The sequence below is a fragment of the Mesorhizobium sp. M1027 genome (assembly GCF_040318745.1).
GTDB lineage: Bacteria > Pseudomonadota > Alphaproteobacteria > Rhizobiales > Rhizobiaceae > Mesorhizobium.
Genome location: NZ_JAMYMW010000004.1, coordinates 286,281 through 308,038, shown reverse-complemented (window position 1 = coordinate 308,038; position 21,758 = coordinate 286,281). Strand labels below are relative to the sequence as shown.

Genomic DNA, 21,758 nt, shown 5'->3' with positions numbered 1-21,758 from the left:
AGATTTGCCTGTTAACTGATTGAGTTGTTTTTTGTTTCGGCGGCGCGGCGAAGTTTGACTTCACCGCCCGGCCGGCGCAAGAACGAAATAGCCTTTTGGCGCATAATGCCCGCAACGGTTGCATTCGCCAGGAGGCAAACTGATCGAGACTGACGGGTGGGCATCTATCTCCCGATCGCGGAAATTTCCGTCAACATCTTCGTGCTGCTGGCCATGGGTGCGGCGGTGGGTTTCCTGTCGGGCATGTTCGGCGTGGGGGGCGGCTTTCTCATTACGCCGCTGCTGATCTTCTACAACATACCGCCGGCAATCGCGGTCGCCACCGGCGCCAACCAGGTCATCGCTTCCTCCTTCTCCGGCGCCCTGTCGCACATGAAGCGCGGCACGCTCGACTTCAAGCTTGGGGGCGTGCTTTTAGCCGGCGGCATCGTCGGCTCGACTGGTGGTATCTATGTCTTTGCGCTCCTGCGCCGGCTCGGCCAGCTCGACCTGTTCATCTCGCTGCTCTACGTCGTGCTGCTCGGCACCGTCGGCGGACTGATGCTGGTCGAGAGCGTCAATGCGCTGCGCGCCACTCGCAGCGGCGCCGCACCGGTGTTGAAGAAATCCGGCCAGCATAATTGGATCCACCGCCTGCCGCTGAAGATGCGGTTCAGGGCCTCGAAGCTCTTCGTCAGCGTCATTCCGGTGCTTGGGCTGGGCGCGGCGATTGGCTTCCTGTCCTCGATCATGGGCGTCGGCGGCGGCTTCATCATGGTGCCGGCCCTGATCTACCTTTTGAAAGTGCCGACCAACGTCGTCATCGGCACCTCGCTGTTCCAGATCATCTTCACCTCGGCTTACACCACGCTGGTCCACGCCACCACCAATCAGACGGTCGACGTCATGCTCGCCTTCCTGTTGATGGCAGGCGGCGTCGCCGGCGCGCAATATGGCGCCAAGGCTGGTCAGAGGCTGCGGGGCGAGCAACTCAGGGCACTGCTGGCGCTGCTCGTGCTGGCGGTAGCCATCCGGCTTGCCATCGATCTTTTCGTCACGCCGCCCAATCTCTATTCTCTGTCCGGCGTGGGCCTGAGCTGATGGCCGGCCTAAGGACGCTCGCGGCCGCCGTCTTGCTGTCGCTGCTGGCTGCTGCGCCACCGGCGAAGGCGCAGGCGCCACTAACCGAAAACATCCAGATCGGCCTTTCCACCGACAATGTCTCGATTACCGCCGGCTTTTCCGGCGCCGACCTGACCATTTTCGGCTCACTGGAAAATGCCGATCCGCTTGTCGCGCGGCAAGGGCGCTACGACGTGATCGTCGTGCTGGAAGGCCCGGCTCGGCCGGTCGTCGTGCGCCGCAAGGACCGGGTGCTCGGCGTCTGGGTCAATCTGGAGTCGGAGACCTTCAAAAACGTACCTGTCTCCTATTCGGTGGCGACGACGCGGCCGCTGCAGGACGTCACCGATCCGAACAGCTACAAGCAGCTGTCGCTTGGCGCCTCCAACCTCTATTTGCAGCCGGCCGACGCGGAGGACAGCCCGGCGACAATCGAGGAGTTCACCGCCGCGCTGCGCGAACGCAAGGCGGCGACCGGCCTCTACAGCGAGAATGTCGGCGGTGTGCAGTTCCTGTCGCAGAACCTGTTCCGCGCCACCGTCAGGCTCGCCCCAAACGTTCCGGTCGGCACCCATAAGGCCCGCGCCTTCCTGTTCAAGAGCGGCTTGTTCATCAAGGAAAGCTCCGCCCAGCTCGAAATCCGCAAGTCCGGTTTCGAACAGTCGATCTTCCGCGTCGCGCACGACTATTCCTTCCTCTACGGTGTCTTTGCCGTATCGCTGGCCATGCTGACCGGCTGGCTCGGACGACTGGTGTTCAGGAAAGACTGAACTCTCGTAAAAGTGGTTTCCCTTTCCGAGGGTATGGGTTAGACCGCGACCCCCGGGCCCGACCGGACACGAGCTGCTGCTCCCCAAATCAGAAATACAGGAACGCACGATGCGACCAGCATTCGCCGGGATCGACTTCGGCACTTCGAATTCCACCGTAAGCGTGGTCAGGAACGGGCAGCCGCGGCTGGTGGCGTTGGAAGACGGCCAGGTCACGCTGCCCAGTGCGGTGTTTTTCAATTTCGAGGACAACCGCACCTATTTCGGGCGACGCGCCCTTGCCAACTATACGGACAGTATCGAAGGCCGCCTGATGCGCTCGTTGAAGAGTGTGCTCGGCAGCTCGCTCGCCCACGAAAAGACACGCATCAAGGCGCGCTCGATCGGCTTCATGGAGATTGTCGGCCTGTTCGTCGGCCATCTGAAAAAGAAGCTGGAAGAAGAAGCCCATGACGCGGTCGACAGCGTCGTGCTGGGACGGCCCGTGCAGTTCGTCGACGACGATGCCCAGGCTGACGCGAAGGCGGAGCACGAACTCGAAAATGCCGCTCGTGCCCACGGCTTCAAGCACATCGCCTTCCAGTTCGAACCGATTGCCGCGGCACTCGACTACGAACAAAAGGTGACGCGCGAGGAACTGGCGCTGATCGTCGACATGGGCGGCGGCACGTCCGACTTCTCCATCGTGCGCGTCTCGCCCGAGCGCGCCCGCTCGCTTGACCGCAAGGACGACATCCTGGCCAGCCGCGGCATCCACATCGGCGGCACCGACTTCGACCGCCTGTTGAGCATCGCCCATGTGATGCCGCAGCTCGGCTATCTCTCACTGACCAAGGATGGCAAACGTAATCTGCCGGCGAGCTACTTCATCGACCTGGCGACGTGGCAGCGCATCAATCTGGTCTATACCGCGAGGGCGATGACGCATCTGCGCCAGATCCGCTATGAGGCGGAGCGCGCAGACCTGGTCGACCGCTTCATCCACATCGTCGAGCATCGTTATGGCCACGCGCTGGCGGCGCTGGTCGAAAAGGCCAAGATCGAGCTGACGGACCGTTCGTCGGCCGATGTCGAGGTCGCGCTGCCGGAGGTGAGGTTCACGGCAGAAATCACGCGCAAGGGTCTCGAAGCCACCATAGCCAGGGACATTGAGCGTGTTGCGGCTACGGTCGAGCAGACCATCCGCGACGCACAGGTGAAGGCCTCGGACATCACCGCGGTGTTCTTGACCGGCGGATCGACCGCGATCCCGCTGGCCAGGCAGCGGATCCTGGCGCTGGTGCCGCAGGCGTCGGTAATCGAAGGCGATGTGTTCGGCTCGGTCGGGCTTGGGCTGGCGCTCGACGCGCAGCGGAAGTTCGGCTGATCGGCTTAAAGCGGCGCGGGTATCTCAGCTTTGCCGCCAAGATGCGCCTTGAGCGCCATCTGGGCCAGGCTTGGCTGCCGGTCGCGATGCGTGATCATGGCAAATTCGCGCTTCGGCAGATCGACCGGCACAGAACGTAGGCTACCTTCGGCGACCGCGCGGGCGACGACGAGTTCCGAGATGATGCTGGCGCCGGCGCCGGCCTCGACCGCCTGGCGAATAGCCTCATTGCTCGGCAATACCAGGAATATCTGCAGGTCCGCGAACGAAATCCCGTCGCGTCGGGCAAGGTCCTCCAGCGCCTCGCGCGTGCCCGAACCGCCTTCGCGAATGATCCAGCGAAGCCCGCCAAGATCGGGATGTCCAGGCGAAACTTCCGCGATCTCAGGGTGCGAGCGCGCCACGACCAGCATCATGCGATCGATATCGACCTTGGCACGCCGCAAAATGTCGGATTCGGTGCGTCCCTCGACCAGGCCAAAATCGGCTGCGCCATCAAGTACATTGGTCTCGACCTGCCTGGTGTTGCCAATGCTCACGCTCAGCCTGACGGCAGGATAGGCTTCGTGGAAAGAGGCGAGCCGGCGCGGCAGCCAATAGCTGGCAATGGTCTGGCTGGCAGCGATCGAGAGACTGCCGGTGATCGTTTGCGAGACATGCTCCAGCACGTTGTGGGCGGCCGCAGCCCGCTCGAGGACCGCCTTGGCCTCGGGCAAGAATCGGCGTCCGGTTTCGGCGAGCTCGATGTTGCGGCCGACGCGGTTGAACAACTGGACGCCATGCTGCTGTTCGAGCGAGCGAATCGCGGCGGATGCGGCCGACTGTGAGATGCCCAGCAACTCGGCCGCTTTGGTCATGTGCGCCCGTTCGGCGACGGCGACGAAGATCCGCAACTGATCCAGGGTCATTCCGACACTAAGAAGCAAATCCGATTGGAATTACAAGAGCAAGTTGTTAGACGGATCGGTCGCTTTGTTCTAAATTTTGGCCCGAAATTGGAAAAAAGTCGCGCCAGAGCAGTCGAGGGTAGAATTGGTGGGGCGGTTCAAATCCGCGTTTGCGCACTGGACCCGCAGCCTGCGGCGGCGGCTCTTGGGTGAACGCTATCGGCCGGAAGAGCATTACATGCGCGGCCCAGGCCCGAAGACGAGAGCCAAGTTCGCCGAGCGCAAGAGCATCACCGAACCATGACCAACAACCTGCTGCGCGGAGCCAATTCGGCACCATCACAACGGCCGCTTGCCGATACGCGAGCGCCCGCTGAACGCGACGGCGTCGATACTTCGCCTGATGTCTCCGACAGCATCGCCAAGACCACCTGCTATATGTGCGCCTGCCGCTGCGGCATCGACGTCCATATCAAAGATGGCAAGGTCCGCTACATCAACGGCAACAAGGATCATCCAGTCAATCGCGGCGTGCTGTGCGGCAAAGGCAGCGCCGGCATCATGCAGCATTACAGCCCGGCCCGGCTGACGAAACCATTGCTGCGCACCGGACTGCGCGGCTCGGGCGAGTTCCGCGAGATCGAGTGGGAGGAAGCTTTGTCGCTCGCGACAGAACGGCTTTCGAGCATCCGCCAGACCGATCCGAAGAAACTCGCCTTCTTCACCGGCCGCGACCAGTCGCAATCGCTGACCGGTTGGTGGGCGAGCCAGTTCGGCACGCCGAACTTCGCGGCCCATGGCGGTTTCTGCTCGGTGAACATGGCAGCCGGCGGCCTCTACACGATTGGCGGCTCGTTCTGGGAATTCGGCGAGCCCGACTGGGACAACACCAAATATTTCATGCTGTTCGGGGTTGCCGAAGACCATGATTCCAATCCGATCAAGATCGGCCTCGGCAAGCTCAAGGCGCGCGGCGCCAAGGTGGTTTCAATCAATCCCTGCCGCACCGGCTACAACGCGATTGCCGACGACTGGATCGGCATCCGGCCCGGCACCGACGGCCTGTTTGTGTTCGCCCTCATCCACGAATTGCTGAAGGCAGGGCGCGTCGATCTCGACTACCTCCTGCGCTACACCAACGCCCACATCCTGGTCATTCAGGAGCCTGGAGCCGCCGATGACGGGCTGTTCATGCGCGACGGCGACGGCAATCCGCTGGCTTGGGACAGGGTGGCGAAGACGCCTGTCGACGCCGGCGATACCGACGCAAAGCCCGCACTGACCGGCAGCGTTCTCGTCGACGGCCGCCGCTGCGTGCCGGTCTTCCAACTCGTCGCCGACCGCTATCTGGACGAGTGCTATTCACCCGACGCCGTCGCTGACCGGTGCGGCATCTCCGCCGACACGATCCGACGCACTGCTGCAGAACTCGCTCATGTCGCCTTCGAACAGCAAATCGAACTGCCGGTGGCCTGGACGGACTGGGCCGGCCGCCGGCATAAGACCATCAAGGGTCGGCCGGTGTCGATGCATGCGATGCGCGGCATCTCGGCCCATTCGAACGGGTTTCACACTTGCCGCGCCATTCATCTGCTTCAGGTGCTTCTCGGCACGGTGGACGTGCCGGGCGGCTTCCGCTTCAAACCGCCTTATCCGCGGTCCGCGCCGCCGGGTCCAAAGCCCGCCGGCAAGAATGTGAAGCCGATGACACCGCTCGAAGGCATGCCGCTCGGCTTCGTCTGCGGACCTGAGGACCTGCTGATCGATGAAGGCAGCAGGCCTGTTCGTATCGACAAGGCATACTCCTGGGACGCGCCGCTGGCCGCCCATGGGCTCATGCACACGGTCATCCGTAACGCCTGGGCAGGCGATCCCTACAAGATCGACACTCTGTTCATGTACATGTCCAACATGGCCTGGAACTCGTCGATGAATACGGTCGAGACGATGGCGATGCTGACCGATATCGATGCGGCGGGCGAGTACAAGATCCCGTTCATCATCTATTCCGACGCTTATTATTCCGAGACCGTGCCCTTTGCCGATCTGGTGCTGCCGGACACGACCTATCTCGAGCGTCATGACTGTATCAGTCTGCTCGACCGGCCGATCAGCCACGCCGACGGTCCGGGCGACGCCATCCGCCATCCCGTCGTCGAGCCGGACCGCGACGTCAGGCCGTTCCAGACGGTGCTGATCGAACTCGGCGCGCGGCTCGGTCTGCCCGGTTTCGTCGATGACGACGGCTCCGCCAAATACCGCGACTATGCCGACTACATCGTCAATCACGAGCGTACGCCAGGTGTCGGTCCACTCGCCGGCTGGCGCGGCAAGGACGGGACCTTGGTCGGTAAGGGCGACGTCAATCCCGACCAGTTGCAGCGCTACATCGACAACGGCGGCTTCTGGCACCAGGATTTCGCGGCCGATCAGCGCTACTACAAGATGGCCAACCGCTCCTATCTCGACTTCGCGGAGAGCATGGGCTTCATCCCGAAAGCCGAGCCGATCGTGTTCCAACTCTATTCCGAGCCGATGCAGCGCTTCCGCCTGGCGGCACGCGGCCATGGCCGGGTGCTGCCGCCGGAAGCCGAGCGTAGCCGCATCGAGACCTATATGGATCCGCTGCCGTTCTGGTATGCGCCCTTCGAAGAGACTGCGGTCGACAGCCAAGCCTATCCGCTGCACGCGCTGACGCAGCGGCCAATGCACATGTATCATTCCTGGGGCTCGCAGAATGCCTGGCTAAGGCAGATCACCAGCCAGAACCGGCTGTTCGTGCATCACCGGACCGCCGCCAGCCTCGGGCTTGTCGATAACGACTGGGTGTGGATCGAGAGCATCAACGGCAAGGTCAAAGGACAGGTCAAGCTGGTCGACGGCGTCAACGCCGATACGGTGTGGACGTGGAATGCGATCGGCAAGCGTCGCGGCAGCTGGGGGCTCAAGGATGACGCGGCCGAATCCAATCGCGGCTTCCTGCTCAACCACATCATCGGCGACCAGACCTCCGCCGATGCCAGCGGCAAACGCTATTCGAATTCCGATCCGGTGACCGGCCAGGCGGCGTGGTTCGACCTGCGCGTGCGCATCGTCAAATGCGCGGTCGAGGAAGCCGGCTTCACCGAGCCGCAGTTCGAGCGGTTCCGGCAGCCACCGCATTTCGAACCCTCGCCCGATAAGCTCACTTTCGGCGCAGAGTTCCGCCGGGAAAGAGAAGCTGCCAGACCATGACCTGCCTTCCCGCCCAAACCGACAAGAAGCTCGGCCTGGTCATCGATCTCGACACCTGTGTCGGCTGTCAGGCTTGCGTCACCGCCTGCAAGGAATGGAACACCGGCGGCCACATGGCGCCGCTGACCGACATCGATCCTTATGGCGGCGACGCCGACGGGGTCTGGTTCAACCGCGTGCACAGCTATGAGCACATGACTGAGATGGGTGGGCGCACGGTCAATTTCCCGCGCTCCTGTCTGCATTGCGAGACACCGGCCTGTGTCACCGTATGTCCGACCGGCGCCTCCTACAAACGGGCCTCGGACGGCATTGTGCTGGTCGACGAGGACAAGTGCATCGGCTGCAAATTGTGCAGCTGGGCCTGCCCCTATGGCGCGCGCGAGTTCGACACCGATGTCGGCGTGATGAAGAAATGCACGCTGTGCGTCGACCGTATCTACAACGACAATCTGGCGGAAGAAGATCGCGTGCCGGCCTGCGTCGCTGCTTGCCCGACCAGCGCGCGGCATTTCGGCGATCTGGGCGATCCGGCATCGGCTATCTCGCAACTGGTGGCCGAGCGCGGCGGTGTCGATCTGATGCCGGAAATGGGCTATAAGCCGACCAACAAATATCTGCCGCCACGTGCCCACACCACCCGCGCCGCATCGGTGCCGGCGCCGGCGCTTGAAGCGGTGCGGGCCGAAGGCGGCTTCCTCGGCTGGGTCGACCGCATGCTTTCGAACTAACCCGCGTCTCATGCATCCAGCATTTTCCGTCGTCTTTTTCACCACCGCCACGGGCGCCGGTTACGGCCTGCTCTCACTACTTGGCGTGCTCGCCGGACAGGGCTTTATCCCGCCCGATTTCTGGCTTGGCCTCACCGGCATGGGGCTGGCGCTTGGCCTGATCTCGGCAGGCCTGCTGTCGTCGGCCGGCCATCTCGGCCGGCCCGAACGCGCCTGGCGTGCCTTCTCGCAATGGCGAAGCTCCTGGCTGTCACGCGAAGGCGTTGCGTCGGTTGCGACCTTCATCCCGGCGGGACTGTTCGGTATTGGCTGGGTGGTCCTCGGCCGTACGAGCGGCTGGGTGGCTGTCGCCGGGCTGCTCGCTGCCATCGGCGCGGTCGCAACCGTCTGCACCACCGGCATGATCTACGCGTCGTTGAAGCCTATCGCCCAATGGCACAGCCGCTTCACCCTGCCCGGCTATCTGATCTTTTCGGCAATGACCGGCTGCGTGCTGCTCAATGCGCTGCTGCAGGGTTTTGCCGTCGGCTCGAATACGCTTCTCGCGGCTGCCCTATTGCTGACCGTGCTCGGCTGGGGCTGGAAGCTGGCGACCTTGCGGTACAACGACCGGCTGGAAATCCCGACCACCGCCAACACGGCGACGGGTCTGGCCGGCGGCGCGGTGCGGTCGATGGAATGGCCGCATACCGAAGAAAACTACTTGCTCAAGGAGATGGGTTTCCGCATCGCGCGCAAGCACAGCGTGCGGCTACGCCAGATCACGCAGGTGCTGGCCTTTGCTTTGCCTGCGTTGCTGTTGGTGGCGGCGTTCGCCCTGCCGTGGCCCTATGCGGCGGTTTCGTCGATGCTCGCCGCAATCGCCCAACTCGCCGGCATGCTGGTCGAGCGCTGGCTGTTCTTCGCCGAGGCCAAGCACACCGTCACTTTGTACTACGGCAGGTAGGTTCAGCCCGGCCTGAGCATCGCGTGGGAAATCGCGAAGATGCGTTCGGTGCCAAGCATGTAGGCCATCAGCGTTTCGCGGCGGAACAGCCCGGCATAGGCGCGATCAAGCAGATTGAGCGAGCCGGTATAGGCGCCGAAGGCCGGCATGATCATGCGGCCGCCATCGCCGGCAAAGCAGCGCCGCCGCACCGAGCGACCTTGCTGCACGATGCGGGCGCAAGGATGCAGATGGCCTGATATCTCGCCCTCCACCCTTACCGCCGAAGGCTCGTGCCGGAAGAGCAGAGAGCCGATGGCCAATTCGCGCACGGTCTCGCCGGGCAAGTCGACCGGTGCTTCAGGATCATGATTGCCGGTGGCCCAGAACCAGTCGCGCCCAACCATCAGGCCTTCCAGCCTTTCGCGAAAGCTTGCGTGCATGCGCGCAGCGCCGCCGCCATCGTGAAAACTGTCCCCCAGGCTGATGACGATCGAAGGCTGGTAGTCGGCGATTACCGCTTGCAAGCGGAGTAACGTGGCTCCGGTGTCGTAAGGGGGAACCAGCATGCCGCGCCTGGCCAGCGAGGAGCCTTTTTCCAGATGCAGGTCGGACACGGCCAGAAGCCGAAATTCGGGAAAGTAGAGCACGCCGCGGCGGTCGCAGACCGCGCGTTCGCCGGCGATATCGACAGAGCCCACCTCCGCCAGAGGTGCAGCCATGGCCAGCGCGACAGTCATTTCGTCCCCATGGCCTCCTCGACCAGCGTGGCTGCATCCATCAGCAGCGTGTCATCGGCCTCGCCGTGCACAGGCAATTTGCCGATCTCGAGCATGATCGGCACGGCGAGCGGCGATATCTGCTCGAGGTTCTTATGCATGATTCGGCCCTGGACGCGCGAGAGCATCTCGGCAAGTCTGCTGACATCCAGCAGACCGGTCGCGGCGTCGGCACGCGTCGCCTGCAGCAGGATATGGTCAGGCTCATGGCTGCGCAGCACGTCGTAGATGAGATCCGTCGACACGGTCACCTGGCGGCCGCTCTTCTCTTGGCCCGGGTGGCGTTTCTCGATTAATCCCGAGATCAGCGCGCAATTGCGAAAGGTGCGCTTCAACAACCAACTGCCGGCGAGCCAAGCTTCGAGGTCGTCGCCCAGCATGTCCTCATCGAAGAGCGCTGCCAGCGACGGTTTCTTCGCCCTGAACATCCGGCCCATATCGGCAAGCGACCATATGGCAAGCGCATAGTCTGTGGCGACGAAGCCGAGCGGCTTGGCTCCCGCCCTGTCGAGGCGGCGGGTGAGCAGCATGCCGAGCGTCTGGTGCGCCAGCCTGCCCTCGAACGGATAGGCCACCAGATAGTAGCGGTTGCCGCGCGGAAAAGTCTCGATCAGCAGATCGTCGCGTTTCGGCAGCACCGACTTGTCGGCCTGGAAACGAAGCCAGTCGGCGACCTGCTCCGGCAGCTTCTTCCAGCGCTGCGGATCGTCCAGCATGGCGCGGACCTGTTCGGCCAGGTACGTCGAAAGCGGGAATTTGCCACCGCCGTAATACGGGACCTTGGCGTCGCTGCCGGGTGCATTCGAGACAAAGCACTCATTCTCGCGGATACCTTCGAAGCGCAGCACCTTGCCGGCGAACATGAAGGTGTCGCCATGCGTCAGCGTTTCGAGGAACGCCTCCTCGATCTTGCCCAGAACCCGGCCGCCACGCGAAGCCGCGCCTCTGCTGCCGGCCTGGACGTAGCGGACGTTGAGCGCCGGCACTTCGATGATGGTGCCGACATTGAGCCGGTATTGCTGGGCGACGCGAGGATTTGAGACCCGCCACAGCCCGTCCTTGTTCAACCGGATGCGGGCATAGCGCTCGTAGTTCTTCAGCGCATAGCCGCCAGTGGCGACGAAATCGATGACGCGATCGAATGTCGGCCGATCGAGATTGGCGTAGGGTGCTGCCGTCCGCACTTCCCCAAACAGCGCATCGGCATGCAACGGCGCACCGCAGGCACAGCCCAGCACGTGCTGCGCCAGCACGTCGAGCCCGCCATTGACCAGCGGCGGCGTATCCTGGGCACCGAGATAATTGGCATCGAGCGCCGCCCTGCATTCCAGCACCTCGAAGCGGTTGGCCGGAATCAGGATCGCCTTGGACGGCTCGTCCATACGGTGGTTGGCGCGGCCGATGCGCTGCGCCAGCCGGCTGGCACCTTTCGGCGCGCCGACATGGACGACCAGGTCGACATCGCCCCAGTCGATGCCGAGGTCGAGCGTCGAGGTGGCGACGATCGCACGCAAGGCATTCTCGCCCATCGCCTTTTCGACGCGCCGGCGCTGGGCGACATCGAGCGAACCGTGATGCAGCGCGATCGGCAAGGTGTCCTCGTTGACCCGCCACAACTCCTGGAACAGCAGCTCCGCCTGGCTGCGTGTGTTGACGAACAGCAGGGTTGTCTTGTGGCGCTTGATCTCGTTGTAGATCTCCGGCGTTGCATAGCGGGCCGAATGTCCCGCCCACGGCACGCGCTCCTCCGAATCGAGAATGGAGATGTCGGGCTTGGCGCCGCCGGTGACGACGATCAGGTCGGCCATCGGCCCTGGTGGATTCTGGCTGACCAGCCACCGCCGCAATTCGTCGGGCTCGGCGACCGTCGCCGACAGGCCTATCGTCTGGAGGGCGGGCACAAACGAGCGCAGCCGGGCCAGCCCGAGCGACAGGAGATGCCCGCGCTTCGAGGTCACCAGCGAATGCAATTCGTCGAGCACGACATAGCGCAGGTCCTCGAAGAAGCGCCTGGCATCGGGCGCGGCAATCAGCAGCGCCAATTGCTCGGGCGTGGTCAGGAGAATGTCGGGCGGCGCCAGCTTCTGCCGCTGGCGCTTGTGTGCGGGCGTGTCACCGGTGCGCGTCTCGACGGTGACCGGCAGCCCGATTTCTGCGACGGGTTTGCCGAGATTGCGCTCGATGTCGACGGCCAGCGCCTTCAGCGGCGAGATATAGAGTGTATGGATGCCTCGATGCGCCTGCCCCGGCCTTCTCCTCGGTCGGCCGGCCAGTTCGGTCAGCGATGGCAAGAACCCGGCCAGCGTCTTGCCGGCGCCGGTCGGGGCGATCAGCAATACCGACTGCCCGTCCTGGGCTTTGGCCAGCAAATCGATCTGGTGAGCGCGCGGCGACCAGCCCTTTTCCGCAAACCATTTGACGAATGGCTCGGGCAGGACGACGGCGGCATTCTGTTGGGCAAGGCGCGGCTGCTCTGTCACGTGCCAGAGGTAGCGCGGCGACGCGCAATCGCCAAGCAGAATCAGAACAAAAGGTGATCGATTCGCGTTATGGCCGGCGAAACCCGGTCGGGCCGCCATAGAGATAACCGATACGGGCGACCGCCTCCCTCAGTCCTTCGCGCGACACCAGCATGGTGTGGCCGTTGGCGTGGATCATGGTCTCCGGATCCGTCATGATCGCGACGTGGCCTTTCCAGAAGACCAGGTCGCCGCGCCGCAACCCGGCAAAACCCGGCCCGGGATCGAGCGGTTCGCCGACGGTCGCCGCCTGCATGTCGGTGTCGCGTAGCACTTGCCTGCCAGCCATGTGCATTGCAAGTTGCACGAGACCGGAACAATCGATGCCGAATCCGGAGACGCCACCCCACAGGTAGGGCGTGCCGAGAAACGACTCGGCGACCGCGACGTAGTCGGGGGCAAACTCGGCGACAGGCCTGAGATGACCCGAGATGACCGCCTGGCCGGACGGCAGCAGAGCATAATGCGTGCCGCGCGTTTCCGCTGAGCCCGTCACCGCCACCAATGACCCCATCGAGAGCTCCCCGCTCACCGGGAACCGCAAATCCGGTCCCGGATACAGGAAAGTGCGCGGCACCGAGACAACATGCGTGGCCGCATGATCCCGACCGCCCAGCACAGTGTCGGCGACATAGCCGACGTAGCCGTCGCGCTCGGCCTGTATCCAGGCCCAGTCCCCAACGTCCTCGAAGACGAGGACGTCTTCGCCGAACAGAAGCTGGGTATCGACGCCGGCGTCCGGCCGCGGCGCCCTGCGGATGTCAGCGACGGAGGCTGATATGCGAGCCGGCCGGCCGGCGACGAAACGGTCGGCGGAAACCTCGCCTTTCAGCCTGGCGTCGGCGAGATCGGAGCGGAAGGCATGGAGGCGGGCATCCCTGGCGGTCAAATCGGCAACTCGTTCAAATGGGCAACTCGTTCAAATGGGCAACTCTTGGGCTCTGGCAATGATAACATCGCCAAAGCGCTCGACAAAGAGCGCGCCTTCTACTGTGCGCCTGACCAGCACGTTGCGCTTGTCGAGCTCGTCGCGGTGGCGCGACACCAGTTTCAGCGCCCCCATCGTATCGAGCGCACGGGTGATCACCGGCTTGGTGACGTTGAGCCGGGCGGCTAACCCGCGCACCGTGTGTGGCGGCGGATCGAGATAGATGGTGAACAGGATCGCCGTCTGGCGCATGGTGAGATCGGGCGCGTCGTCACGCACCTCGGATAACACCACCTGTTGCCATAGTCGCAAGGCCTGGCTTGGACGCATGATAATCGACATCCGTCCAGCATGACTGAAAATTGTTTCGGTTCCGTTTCAGTCAATACCTTCGTCGGCTATGCCCGAGAATCAACCGTAGCGGTTCGAAATGACCTGCTGCAGCGCCCGGATGCCTTGCGCTTCGCCACCGGCAAGACCGTGCGGGCGGTCGGACGGGTTCCAGGCGAAGATGTCGACATGCGCCCAGCCGACGGTCTTTTCCACGAAGCGCTTCAGGAAAAGCGCCGCGGTGATCGAGCCGGCGAAACCATCTGACGTGACGTTGTTGATGTCGGCCACCTTCGACGCCAGCTTGGCGTCATAGGGCTTCCACAACGGCATGCGCCATAGCGGATCCTCGACCGCAACGGAGGCGTCCGCCAGTTCGGATGCAAGCGCCTCGTCACCGGTGTAGAACGGCGGCAGGTCGGGACCGAGCGCAACACGGGCAGCGCCTGTCAGTGTCGCCATATCGACCAGCATCTGCGGCTCTTCGTCATCGGCCAAGGCCAAGGCATCGGCGAGTACCAGCCGTCCTTCGGCGTCGGTGTTGCCGATCTCGACGGTGATGCCCTTGCGGCTCACCAGCACGTCGCCTGGCCGGAAGGCGTTGCCGGCTATCGAATTCTCGACAGCCGGGATGAGCACGCGTAGCCGGACCTTCAGCCCGGTGGCCATAATCATGGAAGCGAGGCCCAGCACGTTGGCAGCGCCGCCCATGTCCTTCTTCATCAAAAGCATGCCCGAGGACGGCTTGATGTCGAGACCCCCTGTATCGAAGCAGACGCCCTTGCCGACCAGCGTTATCCTGGGGGCATTGTTCGGCCCCCAAATCATGTCGATCAGGCGCGGCGCGTCGGCAGAAGCCCGACCGACGGCGTGGATCATCGGAAAGTTGGCGGTAAGAAGATCGTCGCCTTTGGTCACCGATATTTCGGCCTTGTGCGCCGCGGCCAAGGTTCGGGCGGCTTTTTCCAGCTGGTCGGGGCCCATATCGCTGGTTGGCGTGTTGACCAGATCGCGCGCCAGGAAAACGCCATTGGCGATGCGGCGGATGCGGGCAGCGTCGGTGCCTGCCGGCAGCGCGAGGCGAAGGCTCTTGCCTGGCTTCTTGCCGTAGCGGGTGAAGACATAGCCGCCGAGCGCCACGGCTAGTGCCGTAAGCTCCGGCTTGGCGGGTGCCGACGCAAAATGCCAGTCGCCTGCGGGCAAGGCTCTCGCCAGTGCGCCGATGGCCAGTGCGCCCTCGTCATTACCGGTGCCGAACAGGGCTCCGGCAATCGCGCCGTTGTCTCCAGGCACGATCAGCGTCCTGCCGGCCTCGCCGGAGAAGTCGTTGGCCTTGGCCCAGGCAACCGAGGATGGCGCAAGGCCCGCTGCCGCCAGAGCATCCTTCGCCACCAGATGGACCGGCAGCGCATTGCTCAATTCTTTCTCGACGAGTTCGACAGGCATTCGCTGGTCTCCGGGTTTCCGAGTCGGCGTTTCTTAACTCTCCGTTAGGGTTAACAGAATATTTCTGCGGGAGGGAAGATGACCACGCAAACGGTCACGCGATGAACGGAGCTCGGGTGCCGATGCCGACCAACCGCAGGATGAACGCCAGCGCCAACAGGCTGATCAGCACGGCGTTGATGATGGCGCTTGCCGCAGGCGTCGCTGGCTGCGGAACCAGCAAATTGACGACTGGCTCGATTTCTCGTCCAAGCGGCAGGCCGCTGGAAACAATGTCGGCGGGCGAACTGCACAACGCTACGATGGCGCTCGGCCAGTCCTATTCGAAAAACCCCGGCGACAAGCGCATCGCGACAAATTATGCCGCGGCGCTGCAGATGGACGGCGACGCAGACCAATCGCTTGCGGTGATGCGCAAGCTGGCTATCGCCTTGCCGAAGGACCGCGACGTGCTCGCCGCCTATGGCAAGGCGCTTGCCGCCAACGGACAGTTCGAACCGGCTCTCGATGCCGTGCGCCGCGCGCAGACCCCTGAATATCCTGATTGGAAACTGGTGTCGGCGGAAGCTGCCATTCTCGACCAGCTGGGCCAAAAGGACGAGGCGCGCCAAGGCTATCGCAAGGCGCTTGACCTCAGGCCGAACGAACCGTCGATCCTTTCCAATCTCGGCATGTCGTACGTGCTGGAAGGTGATTTGCGCACGGCCGAAACCTATATGCGCTCGGCCGCCCAGCAGCCGAATGCAGATAGCCGCGTTCGCCAGAACCTGGCGCTGGTCGTCGGTCTGCAAGGCCGTTTCGACGAGGCTGAGAAGATCGCCTCGCAAGAGCTGTCGCCGGATCAGGCGCAGGCTAACGTCGCCTACCTTCGCCAGATGCTGGCGCAGCAGAATGCCTGGAGCCAGCTCAAGGACCAGGACAAGGCAAAGCCCGCCACCAACTGACCGGCTCGGGCGCCGAACCGGCGCACGAATTCCGCAACATGTCCAACGCAAAGAGCCGCGCTGCACCGGCAGCGTGGCTGAATCGTATCAGCGTTTCTGGCAAGGCCGCTGGTGCTACTCGCTGCTGGATTTCGGCTGGTCGCCGAAGATGCCGCGCTGGCTCACCTGGATGCCGGCGGGACCAAGAATGATGGCGAACAGTACCGGCAGGAAGAACAGGATCATCGGCACGGTGAGCTTCGGCGGCAGCGCGGCCGCCTTCTTCTCGGCGGCATTCATGCGCATGTCGCGGCTCTCACTGGCAAGCACCCGCAACGCATGCGCCACGGGCGTGCCGTAGCGCTCGGCCTGAACCAGCGCCTGGGACACCGACCTGACGGATTCCAGGCCAGTTCGGCTTGCAAGGTTCTCGTAGGCCTGCTTGCGCTCCTGCAGATAGGAAAGCTCGGCGTTGGTCAGGATGAATTCTTCCGCCAATGCCACCGATTGCGCGCCGATCTCATCGGCGACTTTGCGAAGCGCCGCTTCCACCGACATGCCGGACTCGACACATATCAGCATCAGGTCGAGCGCGTCCGGCCACGCCATCTGAATCGACTGCTTGCGCTTGGTAGCGCGGTTGTTGACGTAGAGCACCGGCGCGTAGAACCCCGCATAGGCAACCACGACGCACACGAACAGCTTCACGAAAAACGGCTGCTCGGGCAATCCGCCGAGCACGAACAGATACATCGCCGCCAATGCAAAGCCGATGAAGGGCAGGACGAGACGGAAGAAAAGGAAGCGCGTCAGCGGATTTTGCCCGCGAAAACCCGCCACTTTCAATTTTTGCAAGGTACCTTCATCCGCCAGCGCACGCCTGAGATCCAGGCGATCGACAATATTGCGCATGCCGACCGACTGTTCTTCGCGCAGGCCCTTGCGGCGGCGGTCGGCTTCGATTGCCAGCCGCGCCCGCTGCTTGGCGCGCAGCTCATCGCGCTCCAGCGCCACGGATTTCATGCGCGCCTTGAGCTGGTTCCCGCCAAAGGCGGGCAGCAGTGTGAAGACGGTCGCAAACACCGCTATGCCGACCAGCAGTGCGATCAGCAGGGACGGATCGGTGAGAGTTCTGACGACGTGATCGGTCATACGCGAGTCCTAAACTTCGAAATTCATCATCTTGCGCATTACCAGGATGCCCATCGACATCCAGATGCCGGAACAACCGAGGATCAGATGGCCGGTGCTGGTGGTGAAGAGGGGCATGATGTAGTTCGGGCTCGTCAAATAGACGAGACAGGCGACGACGAAAGGCAACGCGCCGATGATCACGGCGGATGCCTTGGCTTCCATGGACAACGCCTGGACCTTGGCTTTCATTTTCTTGCGATCGCGAAGCACGCGCGAAAGATTGCCCAGCGCTTCGGAAAGATTGCCGCCGGCCTGAGACTGGATCTGGATGACGATGCCGAAGAAGCTCGCCTCGGTGCACGGCATCGTTTCTGGCATGCGCATGGCCGCGTCGGGGATCGACAAACCCATTTGCTGCGAATCGACGATGCGACGGAACTCGGTCTTGACCGGCTCGGGGGATTCGTTGGCGATCAAGCGCACGGCATCGTTCAGCGGCAGGCCGGATTTTACCGCACGCACAATGATATCGAGCGCGTTCGGAAATTCGTTGAGGAACGCCTTGACGCGGCGCCCGCGGCGAAACGAGACGAACCAGCGTGGCAGACCCAAGACGCCGACCAGCAGCGCAGCCGGCAAGACCAGCAGCGGTGCGCCGATGAAATATATAAGAGCCGTCAAGACGACGCCGCAGGCCGCCGAGTAGACATAAAAGCGCTCAAGCGAGATCTTCATGCCGGCCTGACGGATTTGGATCTTCAGCGGTGGTTTTTTGACCAGGCTCTGATTGGACTTTTGCTTTTGATCGAGATCCTTCAGCGAATCCTGGACGGACTTGCGACGCTTGGCCGCTTCCGCGACGCGATCGCGCGAAGCCTTGACGACGGAACGATCCGTCTCGGCGGTCTTGATCGATTCAAGCCGCTTACCGACCTGCTTCTCGGTGCTGATCCGGTTGAACAGGAAAGCATAGGCCACAGCGCCGGCGCTGAAGCCGGCGAGCACGACGAATGCCAATACGGTGCCGTCAATTCCGAACATCGATCCTGGCCCCCACGGTTCCGGACGGATCAGTCAGCGCGCTTCTCCATTGCCTCGAGCGCAACGGCGAGGCGCTGCTCCTCGCCGTAATAGCGGGCACGCTCCCAGAAATGCGGACGGCCGATGCCGGTCGACACGTGCTCGCCCAGCAACCTGCCGTTCGCGTCCTCGCCCTTGATGTTATAGAGAACGATGTCCTGGGTGATGATGACGTCGCCCTCCATGCCGATCACCTCGGTGATGTGGGTGATGCGCCGCGATCCGTCGCGCAGGCGTGCAGCCTGTATGATCACGTCGACGGAGCCGACGATGATTTCGCGCACGGTTTTTTGCGGCAGCGTGTAGCCGCCCATGGCGATCATCGACTCTATACGGTTGAGGCATTCGCGCGGGCTGTTCGAATGGATCGTGCCCATCGAGCCGTCATGGCCAGTGTTCATCGCCTGCAGCAGGTCGAACACTTCGGGTCCGCGCACTTCGCCGACGATAATGCGTTCGGGCCGCATGCGCAGACAGTTCTTGACCAGGTCGCGCATGGTCACTTCGCCCTCGCCTTCGAGGTTGGGCGGGCGGGTTTCGAGACGCACCACATGCGGCTGCTGCAATTGCAGCTCAGCCGAGTCCTCGCAGGTGATGACGCGTTCCTCGCGGTCGATATAGTTGGTCAGGCAATTGAGCAGCGTCGTCTTGCCCGAGCCGGTACCGCCCGAGATGACGATGTTGCAACGGACACGGCCGATGATCTTGAGAATCTCGGCCCCTTGCGGCGAAATCGAGCCGAACTTGACCAACTGATCGAGCGTCAGCTTGTCCTTCTTGAACTTGCGGATGGTAAGTGCGGTGCCGTCAATAGCCAAGGGCGGTGCGATGACGTTGACACGCGAGCCATCAGGAAGACGCGCATCGCAGATCGGGCTTGATTCATCGACGCGGCGGCCGACCTGGCTGACGATACGCTGGCAGATGTTGAGGAGCTGCTGGTTATCACGGAACCGGATGCCGGTCTGCTCGACCTTGCCGTTGACTTCGATGTAGACGTTCTTGGAGCCGTTGACCATGATGTCGGCAATATCGTCGCGCGCAAGCAGTGGCTCCAGCGGCCCGTAGCCCAAAACGTCGTTGCAGATGTCCTCGAGAAGCTCTTCCTGCTCGGCGATGGACATCGCGAAATTCTTGATCGCGATGATGTCGTTGACGATGTCGCGGATTTCCTCGCGCGCGCTTTCGGGATCGAGCTTGGCCAGCTGCGACAGGTCGATCGTGTCGATCAGTGCGGCGAAGACCTGGCTTTTGGTGTCGTAGTAGGTTTCGCTCTTTTGGCGCTGGATAGTTTTCGGCTCCGGCGCCAATGGCGGCGGCTCGACTGCACGGCGAACCGGCGCAGCAGGCGCGCCGGATGGCGGCAGCGTCGCGGGTTTGGCGGCTATAGCCGCTTCCATAGGGTTCGCGGCAGCCGGCGCAGCAGCTGCGGGTGCGGGCTGACGGAATTCCGGGATGGTCCGGTTGCCGTCGTCGCTGCCTCTTTTACCAAACATGATCGCTTACCAATTCCACCGCTGAGGCATCACTTCTTGTTGCGCGAAAGCTTGCCTATCAGGTTGCCGAGGCCAGCCTTTTTCTTCACCTTGATTTCGCTGCGCCCTGTCAGCACATGGGCGATCTCGTTGATCGTGGCGACGACCGGACTCTTGGCATCCATTTCACCAAGCATACGTCCGTTATTGGCAGCATTTCCGAACAAAAGCGGCTCGAACGGGATGACCGACATCGGCGAAAGGCCGAGGGATTCGGAGAAGTCGGACGGCGTAATCTCGGGACGTTTCGGCACACCGGCCTGGTTGATCACAAGCTTTGGCGCAGGATCGTTCGGACGAAGCCGCTTCAGCATGTCGACCAGGTTCTTCGTGTTGCGCAGATTGGCCAGTTCGGGCGTCGCCGTGATGACGATCTCATCGGCCTTGACCAGCGTGTTCTTGGTCCAGCCCGCCCACAAGTGGGGAACATCGAGCACGAGGAGCGGCGCGCTACGCTGGGCTATGTCGATAAGCTGGGTGAAAGCGTCGGGATCGAAATCGTAGACCCGCTCCAGGGTCGAAGGGGCCGCAAGCAGCGACAGGTGCTCGGCGCATTGGGCGAGCAGTCGGTCGAGATAGACCTCGTCGACACGTTCCGGCGAGAAGACCGCCTCGGCAATGCCTTGGGCCGGGTCCTGGTCGAAGTTGATATTGGCCGTTCCGAAGGCGAGGTCGAGATCGGCGACAACCACTTCGGATTTGAAAAGGGACGACATGGCCCAGGCCACATTATGGGCTATGGTCGAGGAGCCGACGCCGCCCTTGGCGCCGATGAACGCAATCGAGCGGCCGATCGGCTCAGCTTCCGGATCAACGAAGATCGAAGACACCACGCTGACGATGTCGGCCATCGATACGGGCGCGATGACATATTCGGAGATGCCCGAACGAATGAGTTCGCGATACAGGCCGACATCGTTGTAGTGGCCGACAACCACCACCTTGGAGGTCGGGTCACAATGCTCGGAGAGCTGGGCGAGTTGTTCAAGCAACAGCTTCGGCTCGCTGCGGGATTCAAGCAGGATCAGGTTCGGTGTCGGCGCCGACTGATAGAATTCGATAGCGGTGGGGATGCCCCCCATATGCACCTTCAGATGGGCCTTGGCCATGCGGCGATCCTCGCCGGCGCGCTCGACCGGATTGGCTACGCCTTCGGTCTCGCAAAATGCCTGGATCGAAATGCGCGGGATCGGCCGCAACGCCTGCATCGCGGCAATATCCTGCTCCGAGGTTTCGCCGCCCGGTACCTCTGTGTCATAGGCAAGATTGCTCATTGTCATCACTTTCCGTGACTTGCGCGGCTTAGAGTTTGTTGAGCCTCAACACTCGTTAATAATCGACTTCCGAATTGCCGAGGAATTCGTCCGAAATACCCCTGTCACGATAGACGTCGATCACCGCGCCGCGATTTTCCGCGTCGATCGGCGACGGTTTGCGTGGCCCGATCAGATCGGACGGATTGGCCATCTGGGCAGCCAGGTTGTTCTGATACGAACAGCCGAAATCGGCATAGTGCTTGTTTTCCGAAGTCTGCAGCAGGTCTTCGGGCCAGCGCCCGCATTTATCCGTCTGAGCCTTCACCGAGACGTAGGCAACGCGGACCGGTGCGGACGCTTCGGCTGAAACAGACTGATAGGACCGCATGGCGATCCGCTTCCGGCTGATGCCGCTGGCTATGGCGAGCCTGGCGAAATCGCGGCCGGCCGCGGCCGCTGCGATTTCGTTAGCTGAGCCGCTCGGAATCTCGATCGTCAGCACCGGAGCCGCGCTCCTGTCGTATCCGTTGAGAAAGCCCAGGAGCGTGTCACGCTGGGATCTGGTCATGCCACGGTCGCCGGCGCCGACCGGAAGGTCGATCTTCTGGACCTTCTCGGCGATGACGATAGGATGCGTGGTGCGATAGTCGTCCGGTATGGCACCGACCGTGACGCTGTCGCGATTGGCGCAGCCGGCCAGTGATGCCGCTACCGCGATCGCTATGATCGGAACGGCCGGCCGCCAGATCCGCGAATGAACGGACTGTATCGCGGTGACCGCCCTTGCCTTCGATACTGCCTGAGACATGTCGAC

General features: G+C 62.8%; 18 protein-coding genes. 7 read left to right on the top strand and 11 right to left on the bottom strand.

Going from position 1 to position 21,758, the window contains the following annotated elements:
- Positions 1–156 precede the first annotated feature (156 nt).
- The 3 genes from NKH50_RS10585 to NKH50_RS10575 all read left to right on the top strand — a co-directional run bounded on the left by NKH50_RS10585 (position 157) and on the right by NKH50_RS10575 (position 3,237).
- A complete protein-coding gene (locus NKH50_RS10585) occupies positions 157–1,080 on the top strand; it encodes a sulfite exporter TauE/SafE family protein (RefSeq protein WP_023676949.1) in 924 nt (307 codons plus the stop codon).
- Positions 1,080–1,871 (top strand): TIGR02186 family protein, encoded by a 792-nt coding sequence (locus tag NKH50_RS10580; RefSeq protein ID WP_352448631.1) that lies wholly within the window; start codon positions 1,080–1,082, stop codon positions 1,869–1,871. The genes NKH50_RS10585 and NKH50_RS10580 overlap by 1 nt, the downstream gene beginning before the upstream one ends.
- A 109-nt stretch (positions 1,872–1,980) precedes the next feature.
- Positions 1,981–3,237 carry an Hsp70 family protein gene (locus tag NKH50_RS10575; RefSeq protein ID WP_352777893.1) on the top strand — a complete coding sequence of 419 codons (1,257 nt, stop codon included), beginning with the start codon at positions 1,981–1,983 and terminating at the stop codon, positions 3,235–3,237.
- A gap of 5 nt (positions 3,238–3,242) precedes the next feature.
- Here the strand turns inward: NKH50_RS10575 and NKH50_RS10570 are convergent, their stop codons facing one another.
- A complete protein-coding gene (locus NKH50_RS10570) occupies positions 3,243–4,145 on the bottom strand; it encodes a LysR substrate-binding domain-containing protein (protein WP_352738420.1) in 903 nt (300 codons plus the stop codon).
- A 279-nt stretch (positions 4,146–4,424) separates the two neighbouring features.
- Between NKH50_RS10570 and NKH50_RS10565 the strand changes: the two genes are divergently transcribed.
- From NKH50_RS10565 to NKH50_RS10555, 3 genes are read left to right on the top strand one after another with little or no spacing between them, the layout of a single operon-like run.
- Positions 4,425–7,358, top strand: a complete 2,934-nt coding sequence (locus tag NKH50_RS10565) for a molybdopterin oxidoreductase family protein (RefSeq protein ID WP_352738417.1) — start codon at positions 4,425–4,427, stop codon at positions 7,356–7,358.
- A complete protein-coding gene (locus NKH50_RS10560; RefSeq protein WP_254816304.1) occupies positions 7,355–8,089 on the top strand; it encodes a 4Fe-4S dicluster domain-containing protein in 735 nt (244 codons plus the stop codon). The genes NKH50_RS10565 and NKH50_RS10560 overlap by 4 nt, the downstream gene beginning before the upstream one ends.
- A 10-nt stretch (positions 8,090–8,099) precedes the next feature.
- Entirely contained in the window at positions 8,100–9,035 is a 936-nt protein-coding gene (locus NKH50_RS10555; protein WP_352738415.1) for a dimethyl sulfoxide reductase anchor subunit family protein, read from the top strand.
- Between the two features lie 2 nt (positions 9,036–9,037).
- On the opposite strand, the gene pdeM is transcribed toward NKH50_RS10555, so the two are convergent.
- The 5 genes from pdeM to NKH50_RS10530 form a co-directional block, all read right to left on the bottom strand.
- Complete coding sequence (pdeM, locus tag NKH50_RS10550) at positions 9,038–9,736, bottom strand: ligase-associated DNA damage response endonuclease PdeM (RefSeq protein WP_502906846.1); 699 nt, start codon at positions 9,734–9,736, stop codon at positions 9,038–9,040.
- Between the two features lie 14 nt (positions 9,737–9,750).
- Positions 9,751–12,273: a ligase-associated DNA damage response DEXH box helicase gene (locus NKH50_RS10545; RefSeq protein WP_352878459.1), complete on the bottom strand. Its 2,523-nt coding sequence runs from the start codon at positions 12,271–12,273 to the stop codon at positions 9,751–9,753.
- A gap of 67 nt (positions 12,274–12,340) precedes the next feature.
- The gene (locus NKH50_RS10540) at positions 12,341–13,201 is read right to left on the bottom strand and encodes a C40 family peptidase (protein ID WP_352686789.1); all 861 of its coding nucleotides are present in this window, start codon (positions 13,199–13,201) and stop codon (positions 12,341–12,343) included.
- Between the two features lie 30 nt (positions 13,202–13,231).
- On the bottom strand, positions 13,232–13,582 hold the full coding sequence (locus NKH50_RS10535; protein WP_023676939.1) for a MarR family winged helix-turn-helix transcriptional regulator: 351 nt from the start codon (positions 13,580–13,582) through the stop codon (positions 13,232–13,234).
- 69 nt (positions 13,583–13,651) lie between these two features.
- Positions 13,652–15,016 carry a leucyl aminopeptidase family protein gene (locus tag NKH50_RS10530; protein WP_352878455.1) on the bottom strand — a complete coding sequence of 455 codons (1,365 nt, stop codon included), beginning with the start codon at positions 15,014–15,016 and terminating at the stop codon, positions 13,652–13,654.
- A 122-nt stretch (positions 15,017–15,138) separates the two neighbouring features.
- Here NKH50_RS10530 and NKH50_RS10525 point away from each other — a divergent pair, with 122 nt between their 5' ends.
- Positions 15,139–15,960 carry a tetratricopeptide repeat protein gene (locus NKH50_RS10525; RefSeq protein ID WP_352878452.1) on the top strand — a complete coding sequence of 274 codons (822 nt, stop codon included), beginning with the start codon at positions 15,139–15,141 and terminating at the stop codon, positions 15,958–15,960.
- A gap of 114 nt (positions 15,961–16,074) precedes the next feature.
- Here NKH50_RS10525 and NKH50_RS10520 read toward each other — a convergent pair whose 3' ends face one another.
- Genes NKH50_RS10520 through NKH50_RS10500 form a run of 5 tightly spaced genes read right to left on the bottom strand, consistent with a single transcriptional unit; the run spans position 16,075 to position 21,752 of the window.
- A complete protein-coding gene (locus NKH50_RS10520) occupies positions 16,075–17,091 on the bottom strand; it encodes a type II secretion system F family protein (protein ID WP_352702302.1) in 1,017 nt (338 codons plus the stop codon).
- Positions 17,092–17,100: 9 nt separating this feature from the next.
- Positions 17,101–18,114, bottom strand: a complete 1,014-nt coding sequence (locus NKH50_RS10515) for a type II secretion system F family protein (protein ID WP_352878449.1) — start codon at positions 18,112–18,114, stop codon at positions 17,101–17,103.
- Between the two features lie 29 nt (positions 18,115–18,143).
- Positions 18,144–19,649, bottom strand: a complete 1,506-nt coding sequence (locus tag NKH50_RS10510; RefSeq protein WP_352878446.1) for a TadA family conjugal transfer-associated ATPase — start codon at positions 19,647–19,649, stop codon at positions 18,144–18,146.
- A gap of 29 nt (positions 19,650–19,678) precedes the next feature.
- Positions 19,679–20,962, bottom strand: coding sequence for a CpaE/TadZ family protein (locus NKH50_RS10505; RefSeq protein WP_254816295.1), 1,284 nt, complete (start codon positions 20,960–20,962; stop codon positions 19,679–19,681).
- Positions 20,963–21,017: 55 nt separating this feature from the next.
- Entirely contained in the window at positions 21,018–21,752 is a 735-nt protein-coding gene (locus NKH50_RS10500) for a CpaD family pilus assembly protein (RefSeq protein ID WP_352506158.1), read from the bottom strand.
- Between the last annotated feature and the right edge of the window lie 6 nt (positions 21,753–21,758).

Bases quoted from the DNA above. Each gene is read 5' to 3' on its own strand.
- NKH50_RS10580 (WP_352448631.1), top strand. From the start codon at position 1,080: ATGGCCGGCCTAAGGACGCTCGCGGCCGCCGTCTTGCTGTCGCTGCTG.
- NKH50_RS10575 (WP_352777893.1), top strand. From the start codon at position 1,981: ATGCGACCAGCATTCGCCGGGATCGACTTCGGCACTTCGAATTCCACC.
- NKH50_RS10570 (WP_352738420.1), bottom strand. From the start codon at position 4,145: ATGACCCTGGATCAGTTGCGGATCTTCGTCGCCGTCGCCGAACGGGCG.
- NKH50_RS10565 (WP_352738417.1), top strand. From the start codon at position 4,425: ATGACCAACAACCTGCTGCGCGGAGCCAATTCGGCACCATCACAACGG.
- NKH50_RS10560 (WP_254816304.1), top strand. From the start codon at position 7,355: ATGACCTGCCTTCCCGCCCAAACCGACAAGAAGCTCGGCCTGGTCATC.
- NKH50_RS10555 (WP_352738415.1), top strand. From the start codon at position 8,100: ATGCATCCAGCATTTTCCGTCGTCTTTTTCACCACCGCCACGGGCGCC.
- pdeM (WP_502906846.1), bottom strand. From the start codon at position 9,736: ATGGCTGCACCTCTGGCGGAGGTGGGCTCTGTCGATATCGCCGGCGAA.
- NKH50_RS10535 (WP_023676939.1), bottom strand. From the start codon at position 13,582: ATGTCGATTATCATGCGTCCAAGCCAGGCCTTGCGACTATGGCAACAG.
- NKH50_RS10530 (WP_352878455.1), bottom strand. From the start codon at position 15,016: ATGCCTGTCGAACTCGTCGAGAAAGAATTGAGCAATGCGCTGCCGGTC.
- NKH50_RS10525 (WP_352878452.1), top strand. From the start codon at position 15,139: ATGCCGACCAACCGCAGGATGAACGCCAGCGCCAACAGGCTGATCAGC.
- NKH50_RS10520 (WP_352702302.1), bottom strand. From the start codon at position 17,091: ATGACCGATCACGTCGTCAGAACTCTCACCGATCCGTCCCTGCTGATC.
- NKH50_RS10515 (WP_352878449.1), bottom strand. From the start codon at position 18,114: ATGTTCGGAATTGACGGCACCGTATTGGCATTCGTCGTGCTCGCCGGC.
- NKH50_RS10510 (WP_352878446.1), bottom strand. From the start codon at position 19,649: ATGTTTGGTAAAAGAGGCAGCGACGACGGCAACCGGACCATCCCGGAA.
- NKH50_RS10505 (WP_254816295.1), bottom strand. From the start codon at position 20,962: ATGAGCAATCTTGCCTATGACACAGAGGTACCGGGCGGCGAAACCTCG.
- NKH50_RS10500 (WP_352506158.1), bottom strand. From the start codon at position 21,752: ATGTCTCAGGCAGTATCGAAGGCAAGGGCGGTCACCGCGATACAGTCC.